The 16,499-nt window shown below is 70.3% G+C and carries 16 protein-coding genes and 1 pseudogene; 6 read left to right on the top strand and 11 right to left on the bottom strand.

Annotation, left to right across the window (positions count from 1 at the left end; all coding sequences use genetic code 11):
* Nucleotides 1-576: 576 nt before the first annotated feature.
* Nucleotides 577-1,002: an OsmC family peroxiredoxin gene (locus ABD419_RS13780; RefSeq protein ID WP_106366910.1), complete on the top strand. Its 426-nt coding sequence runs from the start codon at nt 577-579 to the stop codon at nt 1,000-1,002.
* Between the two features lie 204 nt (nt 1,003-1,206).
* Entirely contained in the window at nt 1,207-2,499 is a 1,293-nt protein-coding gene (locus ABD419_RS13785) for a KamA family radical SAM protein (RefSeq protein ID WP_344487322.1), read from the top strand.
* Nucleotides 2,500-2,582: 83 nt separating this feature from the next.
* Here the strand turns inward: ABD419_RS13785 and ABD419_RS13790 are convergent, their stop codons facing one another.
* Nucleotides 2,583-3,335: an NAD(P)H-dependent oxidoreductase gene (locus ABD419_RS13790; protein ID WP_344487324.1), complete on the bottom strand. Its 753-nt coding sequence runs from the start codon at nt 3,333-3,335 to the stop codon at nt 2,583-2,585.
* Nucleotides 3,336-3,466: 131 nt separating this feature from the next.
* Between ABD419_RS13790 and ABD419_RS13795 the strand changes: the two genes are divergently transcribed.
* Complete coding sequence (locus tag ABD419_RS13795; protein ID WP_344487326.1) at nt 3,467-4,321, top strand: helix-turn-helix transcriptional regulator; 855 nt, start codon at nt 3,467-3,469, stop codon at nt 4,319-4,321.
* Nucleotides 4,322-4,337: 16 nt separating this feature from the next.
* Here ABD419_RS13795 and ABD419_RS13800 read toward each other — a convergent pair whose 3' ends face one another.
* From ABD419_RS13800 to ABD419_RS13815, 4 genes and pseudogenes are all read right to left on the bottom strand, one after another.
* Nucleotides 4,338-5,249: an NAD(P)-dependent oxidoreductase gene (locus ABD419_RS13800; protein WP_344488015.1), complete on the bottom strand. Its 912-nt coding sequence runs from the start codon at nt 5,247-5,249 to the stop codon at nt 4,338-4,340.
* A complete protein-coding gene (locus ABD419_RS13805) occupies nt 5,210-5,650 on the bottom strand; it encodes an imine reductase family protein (RefSeq protein ID WP_344488016.1) in 441 nt (146 codons plus the stop codon). The genes ABD419_RS13800 and ABD419_RS13805 overlap by 40 nt, the downstream gene beginning before the upstream one ends.
* A pseudogene (locus ABD419_RS13810) lies at nt 5,627-6,091 on the bottom strand (NAD(P)-binding domain-containing protein); the annotation flags it as partial. The pseudogene ABD419_RS13810 and the gene ABD419_RS13805, both read right to left, overlap by 24 nt.
* 10 nt (nt 6,092-6,101) lie before the next feature.
* Nucleotides 6,102-6,965, bottom strand: coding sequence for an NAD(P)-dependent oxidoreductase (locus tag ABD419_RS13815; RefSeq protein ID WP_344487327.1), 864 nt, complete (start codon nt 6,963-6,965; stop codon nt 6,102-6,104).
* Nucleotides 6,966-7,108: 143 nt separating this feature from the next.
* On the opposite strand from ABD419_RS13815, the gene ABD419_RS13820 reads away from it, so the two are divergent.
* A complete protein-coding gene (locus ABD419_RS13820; protein ID WP_344487329.1) occupies nt 7,109-7,459 on the top strand; it encodes a winged helix-turn-helix transcriptional regulator in 351 nt (116 codons plus the stop codon).
* 33 nt (nt 7,460-7,492) lie between these two features.
* Here the strand turns inward: ABD419_RS13820 and ABD419_RS13825 are convergent, their stop codons facing one another.
* From ABD419_RS13825 to metH, 4 genes are all read right to left on the bottom strand, one after another.
* Nucleotides 7,493-8,047: a DUF2087 domain-containing protein gene (locus ABD419_RS13825; protein WP_344487331.1), complete on the bottom strand. Its 555-nt coding sequence runs from the start codon at nt 8,045-8,047 to the stop codon at nt 7,493-7,495.
* Nucleotides 8,048-8,088: 41 nt separating this feature from the next.
* Nucleotides 8,089-8,760, bottom strand: coding sequence for an HAD family hydrolase (locus ABD419_RS13830; RefSeq protein ID WP_344487333.1), 672 nt, complete (start codon nt 8,758-8,760; stop codon nt 8,089-8,091).
* 73 nt (nt 8,761-8,833) lie between these two features.
* A complete protein-coding gene (locus tag ABD419_RS13835; protein WP_344487335.1) occupies nt 8,834-9,391 on the bottom strand; it encodes a thymidine kinase in 558 nt (185 codons plus the stop codon).
* Between the two features lie 91 nt (nt 9,392-9,482).
* Nucleotides 9,483-12,974: a methionine synthase gene (gene metH / locus ABD419_RS13840; RefSeq protein ID WP_425556077.1), complete on the bottom strand. Its 3,492-nt coding sequence runs from the start codon at nt 12,972-12,974 to the stop codon at nt 9,483-9,485.
* A gap of 164 nt (nt 12,975-13,138) precedes the next feature.
* On the opposite strand from metH, the gene ABD419_RS13845 reads away from it, so the two are divergent.
* Complete coding sequence (locus tag ABD419_RS13845) at nt 13,139-13,288, top strand: hypothetical protein (RefSeq protein WP_344487339.1); 150 nt, start codon at nt 13,139-13,141, stop codon at nt 13,286-13,288.
* 22 nt (nt 13,289-13,310) lie between these two features.
* The gene (locus tag ABD419_RS13850) at nt 13,311-13,949 is read left to right on the top strand and encodes a pyridoxamine 5'-phosphate oxidase family protein (protein ID WP_344487341.1); all 639 of its coding nucleotides are present in this window, start codon (nt 13,311-13,313) and stop codon (nt 13,947-13,949) included.
* Nucleotides 13,950-13,952: 3 nt separating this feature from the next.
* Here the strand turns inward: ABD419_RS13850 and ABD419_RS13855 are convergent, their stop codons facing one another.
* A complete protein-coding gene (locus ABD419_RS13855) occupies nt 13,953-14,849 on the bottom strand; it encodes a phenylalanine 4-monooxygenase (protein ID WP_344487343.1) in 897 nt (298 codons plus the stop codon).
* A gap of 64 nt (nt 14,850-14,913) precedes the next feature.
* Nucleotides 14,914-16,479: an enoyl-CoA hydratase-related protein gene (locus ABD419_RS13860; protein ID WP_344487345.1), complete on the bottom strand. Its 1,566-nt coding sequence runs from the start codon at nt 16,477-16,479 to the stop codon at nt 14,914-14,916.
* Between the last annotated feature and the right edge of the window lie 20 nt (nt 16,480-16,499).

Genomic DNA, 16,499 nt, shown 5'->3' on the forward strand with positions numbered 1-16,499 from the left:
AGCAAGTGTCCCAAGGAAAAGACAGTCAAAAACAGTACCAACCAGAACCACTCAGAAACCTAGTCCCAAGCATCCCAGCCAGCCCACACGCTGACCATCCAAACACCCTGTTGAGTTCTCAAACAACACGCCACAACAAACAACTCATCCACATCAGGATTTCGTTCTCCGCCGGAGCAACCCGAACAACATTACTAGTCTCAATTCGCGGTGTCCAACCGGGGCCGCTAGACCCTGGTCACACCCGATTGAGCCTCTATGAAGTCTCAGGTGATTCCCGCGCTGCGATCAGGACCGCGCCGTGACTCTCAGAGCCTGTCGCGTGCCTCCGTGATCTCCGGACCGGCTTGGCCGTTCCGTTCCCCCGCGGGCAAAGACAAATATACACACCCTCGAAGGTGCCGAAACCAGGGGGGTCACCTGTCGTTCAACGTTACGCTTGACCAGCGAAGACGGCAGGTGTTTCTCAGAAAGCGGCGGCAGGTCGGCAGGGACGACCGCCGTCGCGGACCGTCTTCAGGCGTCAAGTTCGACTGTTAGCCTGCGAGCGAAGGAACTCCGATCAGAGGAGAAGGCATGTCAGTCACTCGCAACGCACGCACCCGATGGACCGGCGGTCTCCAGGACGGCGGCGGTGTCACCAGCTTCGTGTCGTCCGGTCTGCCGGACACTCCGGTGACCTGGGCGTCGCGCGCGAACGACCCGGAGGGCAAGACCAGCCCCGAGGAGCTCATCGCCGCGGCCCACGCCTCCTGCTACTCCATGGCGCTCTCGGCGGGCCTGGGCAAGGCCGGCTACACCGCGGAGGAGATCGTCACCGAGGCCGGCGTCGACTTCAAGCCCGGCACCGGGATCACCGGCATCGCCCTGACCGTCCGGGCCGTGGTGCCCGGCATCGAGAAGGGCGAGTTCGACGAGATCGCGGCGGCGACCAAGGACGGTTGCCCGGTGAGCCAGGCGTTGAAGGCGGTCCCCATCTCCCTTGAGGCGACACTGGGTTAGGGTCGTCACAAACGGCTGAAAATTTCATATTCACGCACAGTGTGCGCGAAAGCATCGGGTGCACCATCCGTGGCCGAAAGGCCACGGAGCCGACGCGGGCGAGAGCCCGGGAGGCCGGGTGAGCGTTGGTTTCGCGCACTTGTTTGTAATCAGGGCCCTGCCGGCCGCGTTGCAAACCGACAACCGCAAGAGGAGGGAGTTCTCGTGACTGCTCCTGAAGACACCGGTAGGCGGTTCCACGCCTACACCATCCGTCATCTCGACGATCTGCTCAAACGAGCGCCGCTGTCAGAGGAACAGCGGCTTCGCACCAGGGCCGTCGCCTCGGTCCTGCCGTTCCGGACGAACGCGTACGTGGTCGACGAGCTCATCGACTGGGACCGTCCGTTCGACGACCCGATGTTCAAGCTGGTGTTCCCGCAGGAGGACATGCTTCCCGCCGAGGACGTCGACCACATCGCCGGGCTGCTGCAGGCCGACGCCTCGAAACAGGAGGTGACGGCCGCGGCCAACCAGGTGCGGTTCAAGCTCAACCCGCATCCGGCGGGTCAGCTCCAGCTCAACATCCCGAAGGACGGCGAGGAGCCCATTCCGGGGCTCCAGCACAAGTACCGCGAGACGGTGCTGTTCTTCCCGCAGCAGGGTCAGACCTGCCACGCGTACTGCACCTACTGCTTCAGGTGGGCGCAGTTCGTGGGGATCGCCGACCTGAAGATGGCGAACAACGACGTCGACCAGCTCGCCGGCTACGTGCGGGAGCACCCGGAGGTGAGCAGCGTGCTGCTGACCGGCGGGGACCCGATGATCATGGGCGAGCCGGTGCTGCGGCGGTACATCGAACCGCTGCTGAGCATGGACCACGTCGAATCGATCCGCATCGGGTCGAAGGCGCTCGCGTACTGGCCGCAGCGGTTCGTGTCGGATCCCGACGCGGAGGACACGCTGCGGCTGTTCGAGCAGGTGGTGGACTCGGGGCGGAACCTCGCGTTCATGGCGCACTTCTCGCACTCGAAGGAGCTCGACTCCGACATCGTGCGGGAGGCGGTGCGGCGCATCCGGTCCACGGGTGCGGTGATCCGGACGCAGGCGCCGCTGATCAGGACGATCAACGACGACGCGGACGAGTGGGCGGGGATGTGGCGGACCCAGCACCAGCTGGGGATGATCCCGTACTACATGTTCGTGGAGCGCGACACGGGACCGAGGGACTACTTCTCGGTGCCGCTCGCGCGGGCCTGGGGGATCTTCCGGGACGCGTTCAGCCAGGTCTCCGGCTTGTGCCGGACCGTGAGAGGCCCGTCGATGTCGGCCACGCCGGGCAAGGTGGCGGTGGACGGCGTCGTCCAGATCGGTGACGAGAAGGTGTTCGCGCTGCGGATGCTCCAGGCCAGGGACCCCGACATCGTCGGGATCCCCTTCTACGCGAAGTTCGACGAGAACGCCGTGTGGGTGGACGACCTGAAGCCCGCCTTCGCGGACCGGTTCCCGTTCGAGTAGACCCGTCCTCATCGGCTGGACGGCGTCTGATCGGACGCGGGGTGCGAGCCGGAGCGGTGCAGACCGCTCCGGCTCGTCGCGTGTCAGGCGAGGTGCAGGGCGAACCCGGTGGTGCCCGCCGGCTCGAGGCCGGGCTTGAGGCGCTTGTCGTCGTCGTAGTCCTCGGCCTGCCTGCGGTAGGCGACCGGTGCGGTCTCGGCGAAGGTCTCCAGGCGCGAGCGCAGGTCCTTGACGGCGTCGGCGTAGTCGGACGCGCTGAACCCCGGGTGCGCGCTGGTCACCACGACCGGCGGGAGGACTTCCATGCCGGTGTAGAAGAGCACGCCGTGCTGGAGCGGGAAGAGCAGGCTGTCGATGTCGCCGTTGACGCCGCGGTCGGAGAGGTGGGACTCGGCGGCGCCGGTGGTCACGACGACCATGGCCCGCCTGCCCTTGAGGACGCCGTCGCCGAAGCGCGGCCAGTCGCGGGAGGTGCCGTAGCCGAAGCCGTTGGTGAAGACCCGGTCGATCCAGCCCTTCATGATCGCCGGGACGGTGTACCACCAGAGCGGGAACTGGAGGATCACCAGGTCGGCGGCGAGGAGCCGGGCCTGCTCGGCCTTGACGTCGGCGGCGATCTCGCCCTGCTCCCAGGCCTCCCCCGCGGCCGGCATGAACGCCTCGTTCTCGGTCGGGCCGAAGTCGTCGAAGTCCGCGACGGCCTTCCACTGCATGGCGTAGAGGTCGGCGACGGTGACGGTGTGGCCGAGGCCTTCGAGCGTGCGGACGGCCTCGTCGCGGAGCGCGGCGTTCAGGGAGGCGGTGTGCGGGTGGGCGTACACGATGTGGATCTTCATGCCGACCATGCTGCGGCCGATCCGGGAGGGCTGCCAGACGTCTGTTCGACCTGGGGTCGTTCGACCCTAGGACTGACAGACCTAGGCATCGCGGCGCGGCCCCGGGCATGCTTGCCGCGGAGGTTTGAGTGATGTCATCTGATGCGACCGGAATCCACAAGCTCGAGGACGTCGTCGACTTGGGGAAGTTCCTGCAGGCGCGGCGCGCGCGGGTGAACCCCGACGAGGTCGGGCTGCCGGCGGACGCGCGGCGGCGGGTGCCCGGGCTGCGGCGCGAGGAGCTGGCGCTGCTGGCCGGGGTGAGCGTGGACTACTACACGCGCTTGGAGCAGGGGCGGGCGAAGCGCCCGTCGGATCAGGTGCTCGACGCGGTGGCGCGGGCGCTGCGGCTCGACGAGACCACGCGGGCGCACCTGCACCGGCTCGCGGGGAACTCGCGGCGGAGCCCGAGGCAGGAGCGCGCGGGCGTGCGGCCCTCGCTCCAGACGATGCTCGCGGCGATCGACGCGTTCCCGGCGCTGATCCTGAACCACCGGCAGGACGTGCTCGCCTCGAACCGGCTGGCCCGGCTGCTGTACGGCGGCTTCGGGTGGGACCTTGAGTCGGGGCCGAACTTCGTGCGGCTGCTGTTCGACGACGACTCGCGGGAGTTCTTCCCCGACTGGTACGCGGTGTGCTCGCACGAGACGGTGGCGCAGCTGCGGAAGATGGCGGCGCTGTTCCCCGAGGACGCGGAGATGACCGCGATGATCGGCGAGCTGTCGGTGGCGCACCGGGACTTCGCCGAGATGTGGGCGCAGGCCGAGGTCAGGGACTGCAACATCGGCTGGGTGCGGTTCGAGCACCCGATGGTGGGCCTGCTCCAGCTGTACAAGGACCAGTTCCGGGTCGCGGACGGCTCCGGGCAGATGCTCGTGACACTGACGGCCGCGCCGGGGACCGACGGGTACGAGAAGCTGGCGCTGCTGGGGGCGGGGGCCCGCTAGTCCCCCGCCCCCGCGGCTACCGGATGGCGAGCTGCTCGTTGACGGCGGTCCAGTCGGCGCCGCCGCGGCCGGTGGCGCTGAGCTCGTCGAGGCGGCTCAGGAGCGGTTCGAGGAAGTCGGCGCCCACGCCCTGCTCGCGTGACGCGGTGATGAGCGAGCCGATGGCGGCGCGGGTGAAGTCGGCGCTCTGGCCGCCGCTGTAGTCGCGGCTGTCGATGACCGCCGCGAACTGGTCGAGGTGCGGCAGGATCGCGCCGAGCCAGCCGGAGACCTCACCGGCGGTCGCCACCGCGGGGACGCCGACCGTGCGCATCATCGCGGCGGCCTGGATGAAACCGCTGAACAGCTGGTACATCGAGGTCAGCAGCGCCATGTCCTTGAGCGAGGCGAGCCCGGCGTCCTCGCCCTCGTAGTCGGCGGCGCCGAGGGTCGCGAGGACCTCATGGGCGGCGTCGAACGCCGCGCGCTCCCCCGAGTAGAGGAGGCGCGAGACGGGCGTGCCGATCATGTCGGGGGTCGCCATGATGGCGCCGTCGAGGTAGGTGAGGCCGTGCTCGGCGGCCCAGGCGGCGGTGGAGCGGGCCTCGTTGGGCGTGGTCGTGGTCAGGTTGACGACGACCTTGTCCTTGAGTTCGGCGGCGACCGGTTCGAGGTGCTCGCGGACGCTGCCGTGGTCGAGCAGGACCACCAGGACGACGTCGCTCGAAGCGGCGGCCTCGGCGACGGTGGCGGCGGCGCGGGAGCCGGCTTCGGCGTGCGGCGCGGTCTTGGCCGCGGTGCGGTTCCACACCGCGGTGTCGTGGCCGGTGTCGCGGAGGCGGGCGGCGATGGCGGAGCCCATGGCCCCGAGTCCGAGGACGGCGACGGTCTGGTTCGGCATGTCGTTCCTTAGCTGGGGATCGTGAGTCGGTCGATGATGCGGGGCCAGTCGCTCGCGCCGTGCCCGGAGGCGGCGAGCTCGTCGAGGAGCACGCGGTGCGCTTCGAGGAACCGGGCGCTGACGCCCTGCTCGCGGCTGGCGGTGATGAGCGAGGCGATGCCGGCGCGGTCGAAGTCGACGCTCTGGCCGCCGGTGTCGTACGTGCCGCCGTCGACGATCGCGGCGATCTCCCTGCCGTACGGGAGCATGGCGGCGAGCCACATCTCCACCTCTCCGGCGGTGTCGGCCGCGGTGGTCCCGACCGTGCGCATCATGGCGATGGCCTGGACGTAGCCAAGAAGCATGAGGTCCATGGCCGAGAGCAGCGCCATGTCCTTGAGCGAGGCGACCCCGGGGTCGGCCCCGGCGAACTCGGCGGCGCCGAGGGCCTCGAGCGCGGGTCGGGCGATCGCGTAGGCGCTCTCGTCGCCGGCGTAGAGGAGGCGCGCGTCCGGGGTGCCGATCATGTCCGGGACGGCCATGATCGCGCCGTCGAGGTAGGCGATGCCGTACTCGGCGGCCCAGGCGGCGGTCGCGCGTGACTGGTTGGGCGTGGTGGTCGTCAGGTTGACGACGACCTTGCCTTTGAGTTCGGCGGCGACCGGTTCGAGGTGCTCGCGGACGGTGGCGTGGTCGAGGAGGACGACGAAGACGACGTCTCCGGCCGCGGCCGCCGCGGCGACCGTGGGCGCGGCCTGCGCTCCGGCCGCGGTGTGCGGTTCGGCCTTGGCGGCGGTGCGGTTCCAGACGGTCAGGGCGTAGCCGGCGCCGCGGAGGCGGTGCGCGATCGCCGAGCCCATGGCGCCGAGGCCGAGGACGGTGAGACTGCCTTTCGGCATGGTGGAGGCCCTTTCTCGGTGGTCAGATCTCGCCGCGGAAGAGGCGGTAGACGGGGACGGCCGTGCCGGTCCGTTCGCTGGCGTCGAGCGCGCGCCGGTAGTAGTCCTGGATGGTCCGGGTGATGGCGGCGTCGACGCCCGCGTCCTCGCTGGCATCGATGACGTGCTGCGCGCCGGCGTGCATCATCTTGAGGCTCGCCAGGTCCCCCCATCCGCCTTCCTTGGCGGCCTGGGCGAAGTAGAGGGAGAAGTCGCGCTGGCTGCCGGCGTCGTCCTTGCTGAGTTCGAGGAACGTGTCGATGTCGCCGCCGGAGCGCTCGATCATCGCGAAGGCCTGCTGGAGCGAGATGAGGTAGGCGTGGAACATGGCGAGCCCGGCCTGGTAGTAGAGCTGGGCGAGGCCGTAGTCGCCGCCGAGGTAGACGTTGGCGCAGAGCTGCTCGAGGATCGGGCGCAGCGAGTCGTGGAGGTCGGCGGGGCCGCTGACGTACAGGTGCGAGGCCGGGTGCGCGATGTCGTCGCTCTGGGTCATGTAGGCGCCGGTCAGGAACTTCGCGCCGCGGGCGAGGACCCAGTCCGCGCCCTTGGCGGTGTTGGCCGGGGAGTCGGACGAGAGGTTGACGATCGTCTTGCCGGCGATGTCGGCCTGCTCCAGGACGCCGTACATGGCGTCGTAGTGGATGAGCGAGAGCAGGACCGTGTCGCTGGCGGCGACCGCCTCGGCCACGGTGGCGGCGGGCGTGGCGCCGAGCTCGGCGAGCGCCTCGGACTTGCCGGCGCTGCGGTTCCAGACGGTGACGTCGAAGCCGGCGGCGAGGAGGAGGCGCGCGGTGGCGCGGCCCATTGGGCCGAGACCGAGGACGGTGACGGACTTCTGTGCAGACATGTTGTGCCCCTTCGGAAGTGATGTTTCCCGGTTGGTGTTGACGGGGTCTATCGTCGGTCGGCCCGGGTAGGCTCGGCAAGACCGCACTTCCTGGTGGGGTTGCTTACGTCGAGGTTCGAAATACGGTCGGGAGGCGCACCGCGATGGTGATGGGTGACGGAGATCAAACCTGCGGCATGTCGATCGCGATCGACGTGGTGGGCGGCAAGTGGAAGATGCACCTGATGTGGGTGCTCGCCGAGGGGCCCGTCCGGTTCGGGCAGATCCGGCGCAAGCTCGACGGGGTGAGCGAGAAGGTGCTCGCGGAGAACCTGCGGCAGCTGGAGGCGAGCGGGGTCGTGCGCCGCGAGCTGTACGCCGAGGTGCCGCCGCGAGTCGAGTACTCGCTGACGCCGCTCGGGGAGTCGCTGAATCTGGCGCTCGCGCCCCTGGAGGCGTGGGGCGACGAGCACCGCGAGACGCTGGCGCCGCGGCCGAAGGTCGCCGCCTGCTAGACGGCGGCTGAGGCCGCGGGCCTCCTGGGCGCGCTACTTCGCCGGGGTCTCCCGGCCCTCCTGCAGCGGCGGGGCCTCGCGGCGGCGGTACTCGCGGCCGCCGAGGGTGCGTTCGAGGAGGAGTTCGTCGATGAGCTCGCGGCGGAGCGTCAGCGGGTCGTCGTGGACCTCGGCCAGCGCCTCGGTGATCTCGGCCTGCGAGTAGACGCGGTCGAAGGCGAAGAGCCGTTCGGCGAGGTCGCGGAGGACGGCGACGCGGGTGGCGCGGCGGGTGGGGATGACGGTGAGGCGTCCGGCCGAGTAGAGGTGGGCGACGTCGACGGCGGTGCCCTCGGGTGCGTCGGGGACGGCCGCGCGGGCCGCTGCAGCGGCCTCGCGGAAGGCCGCGGGGGCGGCGCGGAAGCCGTGTCCGGCGGTGGTCACGAGTCCGGCGCGGACGAGGCGCGGGAGGGCCTGGTCGGCGCGGGGGTGGACGGCGTGCAGCTCGGCGAGTCCGGTGCCGTCGTCGCCGGCGAGGACGATCGCGGCGAAGACGCGGAGGCGCGCGGGGTCGGCGAGGGCCTTGACGATCTCGTGACTGGGTTCCATGGGCCCACGATCGTCGTGAACCGTTGGGGCGTCAACGTGTTTTAGGCACTCGCGATCGTGCGGAGGCGGTCGAGGGTGATGCCGTCGAGGGTCTCGAGGCGGTGGGCCGGGACCTCGTCGGGGATGGCGACCTCGCTGGGCACGGCGAAGGCGACGGCGCCGGCGGCGAGGGCGGACTCGGTGCCGGAGCGGGAGTCCTCCAGGACGATGCTGCGGTCGATGTCGACGCCGAGCTTGGCGGCGGCCGTGAGGTAGGGCTCGGGGTCGGGCTTGCGGGCCTGGACCTCGTCGCCGCAGATGATGACGTCGAAGTTGGCGGGGTCGAGGGTCTGGAGCAGGACTTCGGTGAGTTCGCGCGCGGTCGAGGTGACGAGGGCGGTGGGGACGCCGGCGGCGCGGACCTCCAGGAGGAGCTCCTTCGCGCCGGGCTTCCAGGCGGCGCCGGCGGCGAAGAGGGTCTTCATGCGGTTGCGGAGCCACTGGACGTGCTCGGGGAAGGACTCGACGGGGAGGCCGAGGTCTTCGAGCAGGAAGATCACCGAGGCGTCCTCGTTCGAGCCGACCATGCGGTCGCGGACTTCGGCGCGGAGGGCGCCGCCGAGGAGGACGGCGAGTTCTTCGAGGGCGACGTCCCAGAGCGGCTCGGAGTCGAGGAGGGTCCCGTCCATGTCGAAGAGGACGGCCTGCGGGAACGGCTGCGCGGTGGAAGTCACGTCTAGAACGGTATCGGGGCGCGGGGCGCGATCGGAGGTTTCGCCCGTTCCGGGCGAGGAGGCTCACACCGGGTCAGGCGAGTCCGGCGCGGTGGTGGCGGCGGCAGAGGACGGTGTAGGAGTCCATGTCGCCGACTTCGACGAGGTCGCCGGAGAAGACCATGACGCCGTCGCGGACGCGGGCGTTGTGGGTGCCGCGCTCGCCGCACCAGCAGTTGACGCGGACGGGGAGTTCCTCGATGCGGTCGGCGAGTTCGATGAGGCGCTGGGAGGCGGGGAAGAGGCGGCCGAGGAAGTCGGTCTTGAGGCCGAAGGCGTAGACGTCGAGTCCGAGGCCGTCGACGGCGTCGGCGAGGTGGTTGATCTGCTTGGGGGCCTCGAGGAACTGGACCTCGTCGACGATGACGTACGGGGGGCGGGTCGCGGCGAGGTCGTCGTAGATGTCGAAGCCGGGTTTGACCTCGCGGGCCTGGTGGGCGAGGCCGAGGCGGCTGGAGACGACGCCTTCGCCGCCGCGGTCCATGGAGGTGTAGACGACGCCCTGCCCGCCGAGGGAGTGGTGGTACTGGAGGGCGAGGGTGGACTTCCCGGCGTCCATGACGCCGAGGTAGGCGACGAGTTCGTGCGACATGGCCCCTATGGTGCCGGGCGGGTGGCGCGGGGGTGAACGCGGCCGCGGGTTCGGTGCCCGGCGCCGCACGGGCGCCGGGCACCTCCCGGGGTCACTTGGCGTTGAAGTAGCTCGCCTCGGGGTGGTGGAGGACGATCGCGTCGGTGGACTGCTCCGGGTGGAGCTGGTCCCCTTCGGACAGTTCGACGCCGATGCGCTCGGCGCCGAGGAGGTCGACGAGGGTGGCGCGGTCGGCCAGCTCGGGGCAGGCGGGGTAGCCGAAGGAGTAGCGGCAGCCGCGGAAGTCGACGTCGAGGATGCCGCTGAGGTCGCCGGGGTCGGCGTCGCCGACGGTGCCGCCGTCGGGGAGGACCCATTCGCGGCGGATGCGGCGGTGCCAGTACTCGGCGAGGGACTCGGTGAGCTGCACGGTGAGGCCGTGGACTTCGAGGTAGTCGCGGTAGGCGTTGGCCTGGAACAGCTCGTTGGTGTACTCGGAGACCTTGCTGCCCAAGGTGACCAGCTGCATGCCGAGGACGTCGAGGGATTCGCCGTCCTTGGCGCGGAAGAAGTCCGCGAGGCAGAGCCGCTTGCCGTGACGCTGGCGCGGGAAGGTGAAGCGGGCGCGCTCGGCGTGGCCGTTCTCGTCGAGGACGACGAGGGTGTTCCCCTCGGAGTAGACCGGGAGGTAGCCGTAGACGACCTTCGCGTCGAGGACGTTGTCGGTCATGAGCCGGTCGAGCCAGTAGCGCAGGCGCGGGCGGCCCTCGGTCTCGACGAGCTCCTCGTAGGAGGCGCCGTCGTCGCCGCGGCCGGGCTTGAGGCCCCACTGGCCGAGGAAGGTGGCGCGCTCGTCGAGCATCGAGGCGTACTCGGCGAGGGCGACGCCCTTGACGACCCGGGAGCCGAAGAAGGGCGGCACGGGGATGTCGACGTCGGTGGCGACGCCGGAGCGCACCGAGGTGTCGTCGAGGTCGGGGAGGGTCTCGGCGACGAGGGTGGCCTGCTTGGCGCGGCGCTCGCGGCGCAGGGCGATCTTGGCGTCCTGCTCGGGGTCGGAGATCGGCACGCCGGTGCGGCGGGCGGTCATGACCTTGTCCATGAGGGCGAGGCCCTCGAAGGCGTCGCGGGCGTAGTGGACCTGGCCGCCTTCGAACATCTCGCGGAGGTCGTCCTCGACGTAGGCGCGGGTGAGCGCGGCGCCGCCGAGGAGGACCGGCCAGCGCCGGTGGAGGCTGCGGGCCATCATCTCGGCGAGGTTGTCCTTCATGATGACGGTGGACTTGACGAGGAGGCCGCTCATGCCGATGACGTCGGCGCCGTGCTCCTCGGCGGCGTCGAGGATGGCGTTGATGGGCTGCTTGATGCCGAGGTTGACGACGGTGTAGCCGTTGTTGGACAGGATGATGTCGACGAGGTTCTTGCCGATGTCGTGGACGTCGCCGCGGACGGTGGCGAGGACGATGGTGCCCTTGTCGGCGGCGTCGGCCTTGTCCATGTGGGGTTCGAGGTGGGCGACGGCGAACTTCATGGTCTCGGCGGACTGGAGGACGAACGGCAGCTGCATCTGGCCGGAGCCGAAGCGGTCGCCGACGGTCTTCATGCCGTCGAGGAGGTGGTCGTTGATGATGTCGAGGGGGCGCCTGCCGGCGGCGAGGGCCTCGTCGAGGTCGGTGTCCATGCCGTTCTTGTCGCCGTCGATGATGCGCTGGGCGAGGCGTTCGCCGAGCGGGAGGGCGGCGAGGGCTTCGGCGCGGGCCTCCTTGGTGCCGGCGAGGCTGACGCCGTCGAAGATCTCGATGAGCCGCTGGAGCGGGTCGTAGTCCTCGGTGCGGCGGTCGTAGACCATGTCGAGGGCGACCTGCTTCTGCTCCTCGGGGATCGAGGCCATGGGCAGGATCTTGGAGGCGTGGACGATGGCGCTGGTGAGGCCGGCCTGGACGCATTCGTGGAGGAACACGGAGTTGAGGACCTGGCGGGCGGCGGGGTTGAGGCCGAAGGAGATGTTGGAGACGCCGAGGGTGAAGTTGACGCCGGGCCAGCGGCGGGCGATCTCGCGGATGGCCTCGATGGTCTCGACGCCGTCCTTGCGGGTCTCCTCCTGGCCGGTGGAGATGGGGAAGGTGAGGGCGTCGACGAAGATGTCCTCGACCTTCATGCCCCAGGTGCCGGTGAGGTCGTCGATGAGGCGCCCGGCGACGCGGACCTTCCAGTCGCGGTCGCGGGCCTGGCCTTCTTCGTCGATGCAGAGGGCGACGACGCCGGCGCCGTGCTCGGCGACGAGGGGCATCATGCGCTGGTAGCGGGAGGCGGGGCCGTCGCCGTCCTCGAAGTTGACGGAGTTGACGACGCATTTGCCGCCGAGGGCGTCGAGTCCGGCTTCGACCACGTTCGGCTCGGTGGAGTCGAGCATGATCGGGAGCGTGGAGGCGGTGGCGAAGCGGGAAGCGAGGACGCGCATGTCCTCGGCGCCGTCGCGGCCGACGTAGTCGACGCAGAGGTCGAGGAGGTGGGAGCCGCCGCTGGCCTGCTCGCGGGCGATCTCGACGCAGCGGTCGTAGTCGGCGGCGAGCATGGCGTCGCGGAAGGCCTTGGAGCCGTTGGCGTTGGTGCGTTCGCCGACGTTGAGGATCGAGGCGTCCTGCACGAAGGGGACGTGGTGGTAGGACGAGGAGACGCCGAGGTCGAGGACGGGGGTGCGGGGCTTGGGCGCGACCATGTCGGCGGGGGCGCCGGTGCCGCCGGCGCTGAGGCGGGCGCGGACGGCGCGGATGTGGTCGGGGGTGGTGCCGCAGCAGCCGCCGACGAGGTTGACGCCGTGGTTGGTGACGAAGTCCTCGTGGGCGTCGGCGAGCTCCTCGGGGGTGAGGGGGTAGACGGCGCCGTTCGGGCCGAGGGTCGGCAGGCCGGCGTTGGGCATGACCGAGATGGGGACGGGCGAGTGGCGGGCGAGGTAGCGGATGCTCTCGCCCATCTCGTCGGGGCCGGTGGCGCAGTTGAGGCCGATGAGGTCGATGCCGAGGGCGGCGAGGCTGGTGAGGGCCGCGCCGATCTCGCCGCCGACGAGCATGGTGCCGGTGGTCTCGACGGTGACCTGGGCGATGATCGGGACCGCGGTGCCGAGGGCGGCGTTGGCGCGTTTGGCGCCGATGACGGCGGCCTTGGCCTGGAGGAGGTCCTGGGCGGTCTCGACGAGGAGCGCGTCGGCGCCGCCTTCGATGAGGCCGAGGGAGCACGCCTCGTAGTGGTCACGCAGGAGCGCGAACGGGGCGTGGCCGAGGGTGGGCAGGCGGGTGCCGCCGCCCATTGAGCCGAGGACGAAGCGGGGCCACTCGGGGGTGGCGTGCTCGTCGGCCTTGCGGCGGGCGAGCTCGGCGGAGGCGCGGGCGATCTCGCGGGCGCGGTCTTCGAGGCCGTACTCGACGAGGCCGCCGTAGTTGGCGTTGAAGCTGTTGGTCTCGACGCAGTCGGCGCCGGCCGCGAGGTAGGCCTCGTGGATGCCGAGGACGATGTCGGGGCGGGTCAGGCACAGGATGTCGGAGAGGCCTTCGTGGCCGTCGTAGTCCTCCATCGTCGGGTCGAAGGTCTGGAGCATCGTGCCCATGCCCCCGTCGGCGATCACGACGCGGCGGCTCAGGACATCGAGGAACAGGCTCTTCTCAGACACGCGGTCAAGGGTACTTGCGCGTGCCGCCCAGTGGGAAGTCCGTTTCACAGGTTGGGCCCCGTGTTCAGCGAAGATCACAGTTTTTCAATACCCTGAGCGGTATGGGACTCCTCATCGTCTTCGTGTGCATGCTGCTGGGCTCGTACTTCGTGTACTGGGCCGTCCGCCAGGGGGTGCGGGACGCCCTGGAGGACGACGAGAAACGGCGGCGCAAGCAGGCTCGGCCCGGGCGTAGCATCGAGACCGAGTAGCCCCCGTCTCGAAGGGACGCACATGGACGCCGTCGATGCTCGCCTGTGGACCGAAGTCACCGATCCCGAGAAGCTCCGCGAGATCGTAGGGGAGGTCAAACCCCAAGCGGCGCAGAAGGAGCGGCCCAGGCTCCACGAGCGCGACCGCGAGTGGCTCGCGGCCTCCCCGTACGTGGTGGTGGCGACCTCGGACGCGGAGGGCAACTGCGACGCCTCCCCCAAGGGCGACCCGGCCGGGAGGCTCGTGCACGTGCTCGACGACCAGACGGTCGCCATCCCCGAGCGCAAGGGCAACCACCGGGTGGACGGCTACCACAACGTGCTCGCCAACCCGCACGTCGGACTGCTGTCGCTGATCCCGGGCCGGCGCGAGACGCTGCGGATCAACGGGCGCGCCCGAGTGGTCTCGGACGCGCCCTTCTTCGAGTACATGATCGTCAAGGGCCACAAGCCGGTGCTGGCGCTCGTGGTTGAGGTGGAGACGATCTTCTTCCACTGCGGCAAGGCCTCGATGCGATCGGGCATCTGGCGGCCCGAGACGTGGGACCCCGAGGTGCTACCGAGCCACGCGCAGATGGTCAAGGAGACGCAGACGGTCGACAAGACCCTCGACGAGCTGGTCGAGTACTACGGCGAGGCCTACGCGAAGCAGCTGTACTAGGCCTTACCGGGCCTTCCCGCCGTCCGCCTTCAGCCGCTCGATGACGTCGTCGTCGCAGGTCTCCCAGAACTCGCCGACGACGTCCTCCAGGCGGTCCATCGACCCCGCGTCGAACAGCTTGTCCTGGTAGTGGGTGATGTCGTAGTCGATGGTCCCCATGGTGACCAGGTCGAGCGGCAGGATCGTCATGTCCCGGAACTCGTCGATCTCCCCGTACGAGGAGAGGATGCCCGCGCCGTAGGCCTTGAGGCCGTCCGGTTCGCTGATGACCCCGAACTCGAGGGTGAACCAGAAGACGCGGGAGACGAACTCGAGCGCCTCCTCGGAGTGCACGCGGCGGGCGGCGTCCCCGGCGGCGCGGTACAGCGCGGCGAAGCGGGGCGCGGCGAGGGCGTTGGCGTGGCCGATGACCTCGTGGACGACGTCCGGCTCGGGCGTGTAGAGCGGCACCGAGTGGTGGCGGATGTACTGGGTGGCGTGGAACTTGCCGTCCCCGAGGACGCCGTAGAACTCGCGCAGGGGCACGAGTCCGGCGGCGGGCATGTAGCTGAACCCGGTCAGCGGCTCCAGGAGCTCGGAGACCTCGTGGAGCTGCGGGATGTGGTCGGCGGGGAGCTTGAGGCGCTCGGCGCCGTCGAGGTAGTCGTGTGCGGCCAGCGCCTGGTGCTTGACGGCCAGTTCCGCACTGACCAGCCGCCATATCTCGTGTTCGGCATCGGTGTAGGCGACCGTCGGCATGGGTAGGCCGGGCCTCCAGTCCAATGCGAGTGCCGCGATGGCGTTGCGCCGTTCGCGGTATTCGGCGTCCGCGAATCCCGGGTGGGTCTCACCCAGTTCCACGACGACCGTGCCGTCGGCGTCGGTGTTGACCGGCGCGAAGTACTGCCCTTCTTCGAACATGCCTCCAGTCCACCAGGTGGGACGCGGCCTGTCAACGCACTGCCGATTTCAGTTGAAGCGCAGTTCAGGCGAAGCGCAGTCTCGCCGGGGTCGCCGCAGGCGCGGACTTGCCCAGGAAGGCGCGGCGCATGGCGTGGAAGCCGTGCCGGTCGTCGAACATGTCGCGGGCCATCTCGGCCAGTTCGACGGCCCGGTAGTACGACATCGGCTTCGACGCGGCGCGGCGGCGCGACTTGGCGGCGAACATGCGCCCGCGCGTGACCGGGTCGTTGTAGCCGAGGGCGACCGCGCGGAGCCAGCGCTGGAACTCGTCCCAGTCGCGGGGGCCGACGGCGCCGATGAGGCCGATGCGGGCGGCCTCGGACGCGGCGAGGGGGAGCTTGTCCCCCAGCAGGCGCGCGGCGGCCTGCTCGCCGATGCGGTCGGCGACGGTCCAGGTGTGGAGCTCGGAGCCGAAGATGCCCATGTCGTAGTAGGGGTTGAGGACGACGCCGTCGCGGGCGACGGTGACGTCGGCGCAGAGTCCGGCCATGACGCCGCCGGCGCCGGCGTTCGCGGTGAACGCGGCGACGGTGAGCTGGTCGGCGCCGGCGATCGCCTCGCAGAGGTCGTCGATGGCGTTGATGTTGTCCCAGGCCTCGGCGGCGGGGTCGGGGGCGGCGTCGATGACGCCGAGGTGGATGCCGTTGGAGAAGGCGTGCTCGGTGCCGGAGAGCACGAGGATGCGGGTGTCCTCGGCGAGGGCCTTCTCGACGGCCTGGGTGAGGCGGTGGCACTGCCCGGTGTGCATGGCGCCGTTGTAGGAGCGGATGCGGAGGTGGCCGATGTCGCCGTCGCGGCGGTAGGAGGTCTCGGCGATGGCGTCGGGGGCCTGCTTGCAGGGGGCGTCCTTGGGGTCGATGACCATGGACGCGGGGAGCTTGGGGCCGCGCTTGCGGTCGAGGGTCGCGGCGTAGCCGACCCAGAGGGTGCCGCGGCCGGTGGCGAAGGCGACGGCCTCGGCGTCGCGGCCGACGATCGCGCCGGGTTCGGCGCCGGTGTGCTCCTCGGAGACGGCGGCGTCGAACAGGCAGTAGGACTGGCCGTTGAGTTCGACCGGCGCGCCGGGGGCGCCGTCGGCGGCGGCGATGCGGCGGGCGAGGTCCGCGGCTGGAGCGCGCCAGTCGAGGGCGAACGCGGGGCGGCGCAGGAGCGGGAGCTCGCCGGTGCCCGGGACGGCGCGCGGGTGCTCGCCGGCGGGGGTGGGGCGCTCGCCGGCGGCGGCCTTGCGGACGACGGCGGCGACGCATTCCATGGCGGCGTCGGCGACGCGACTGTTGTACAGCGCGGACTTGGTGACGCCCTCGGGGACGTCGAAGGTGAAGGAGGCCCAGACGGGGCCCGCGTCCATCTCCTCGACCGCCGAGAGCGCGGTGACGCCCCAGCGGGGGCTGCGGCCCAGGAGGGCGTGGTCGAGCGAGGACGGGCCGCGGTCGCCCACGGGCCCGGGGTGGACGATGACGGTGGTCCACCGCCGCCACACGTCCTCGGGCACGCGGTGCTTGAGGAAGGGGCAGAGGATGAGGTCGGGGTCGACCCGCTCCACCGCCGCGGTCATGGATTCCGGGGTGTGCGCCGGTGCGAGTTCCACGCCGACATCGTGGCCCTGCT

The sequence above is a fragment of the Glycomyces endophyticus genome (genome assembly GCF_039531525.1).
In the GTDB taxonomy this organism is placed as follows: Bacteria; Actinomycetota; Actinomycetes; order Mycobacteriales; family Micromonosporaceae; genus Glycomyces; species Glycomyces endophyticus.

Excerpts from the sequence above, each read along its gene's own strand:
- ABD419_RS13780 (WP_106366910.1), top strand. The coding sequence starts at position 577 with ATGTCAGTCACTCGCAACGCACGCACCCGATGGACCGGCGGTCTCCAG.
- ABD419_RS13790 (WP_344487324.1), bottom strand. The coding sequence starts at position 3,335 with ATGAAGATCCACATCGTGTACGCCCACCCGCACACCGCCTCCCTGAAC.
- ABD419_RS13795 (WP_344487326.1), top strand. The coding sequence starts at position 3,467 with ATGTCATCTGATGCGACCGGAATCCACAAGCTCGAGGACGTCGTCGAC.
- ABD419_RS13815 (WP_344487327.1), bottom strand. The coding sequence starts at position 6,965 with ATGTCTGCACAGAAGTCCGTCACCGTCCTCGGTCTCGGCCCAATGGGC.
- ABD419_RS13820 (WP_344487329.1), top strand. The coding sequence starts at position 7,109 with ATGGTGATGGGTGACGGAGATCAAACCTGCGGCATGTCGATCGCGATC.
- ABD419_RS13825 (WP_344487331.1), bottom strand. The coding sequence starts at position 8,047 with ATGGAACCCAGTCACGAGATCGTCAAGGCCCTCGCCGACCCCGCGCGC.
- ABD419_RS13835 (WP_344487335.1), bottom strand. The coding sequence starts at position 9,391 with ATGTCGCACGAACTCGTCGCCTACCTCGGCGTCATGGACGCCGGGAAG.
- metH (WP_425556077.1), bottom strand. The coding sequence starts at position 12,974 with ATGGGCACGATGCTCCAGACCTTCGACCCGACGATGGAGGACTACGAC.
- ABD419_RS13845 (WP_344487339.1), top strand. The coding sequence starts at position 13,139 with ATGGGACTCCTCATCGTCTTCGTGTGCATGCTGCTGGGCTCGTACTTC.
- ABD419_RS13850 (WP_344487341.1), top strand. The coding sequence starts at position 13,311 with ATGGACGCCGTCGATGCTCGCCTGTGGACCGAAGTCACCGATCCCGAG.
- ABD419_RS13855 (WP_344487343.1), bottom strand. The coding sequence starts at position 14,849 with ATGTTCGAAGAAGGGCAGTACTTCGCGCCGGTCAACACCGACGCCGAC.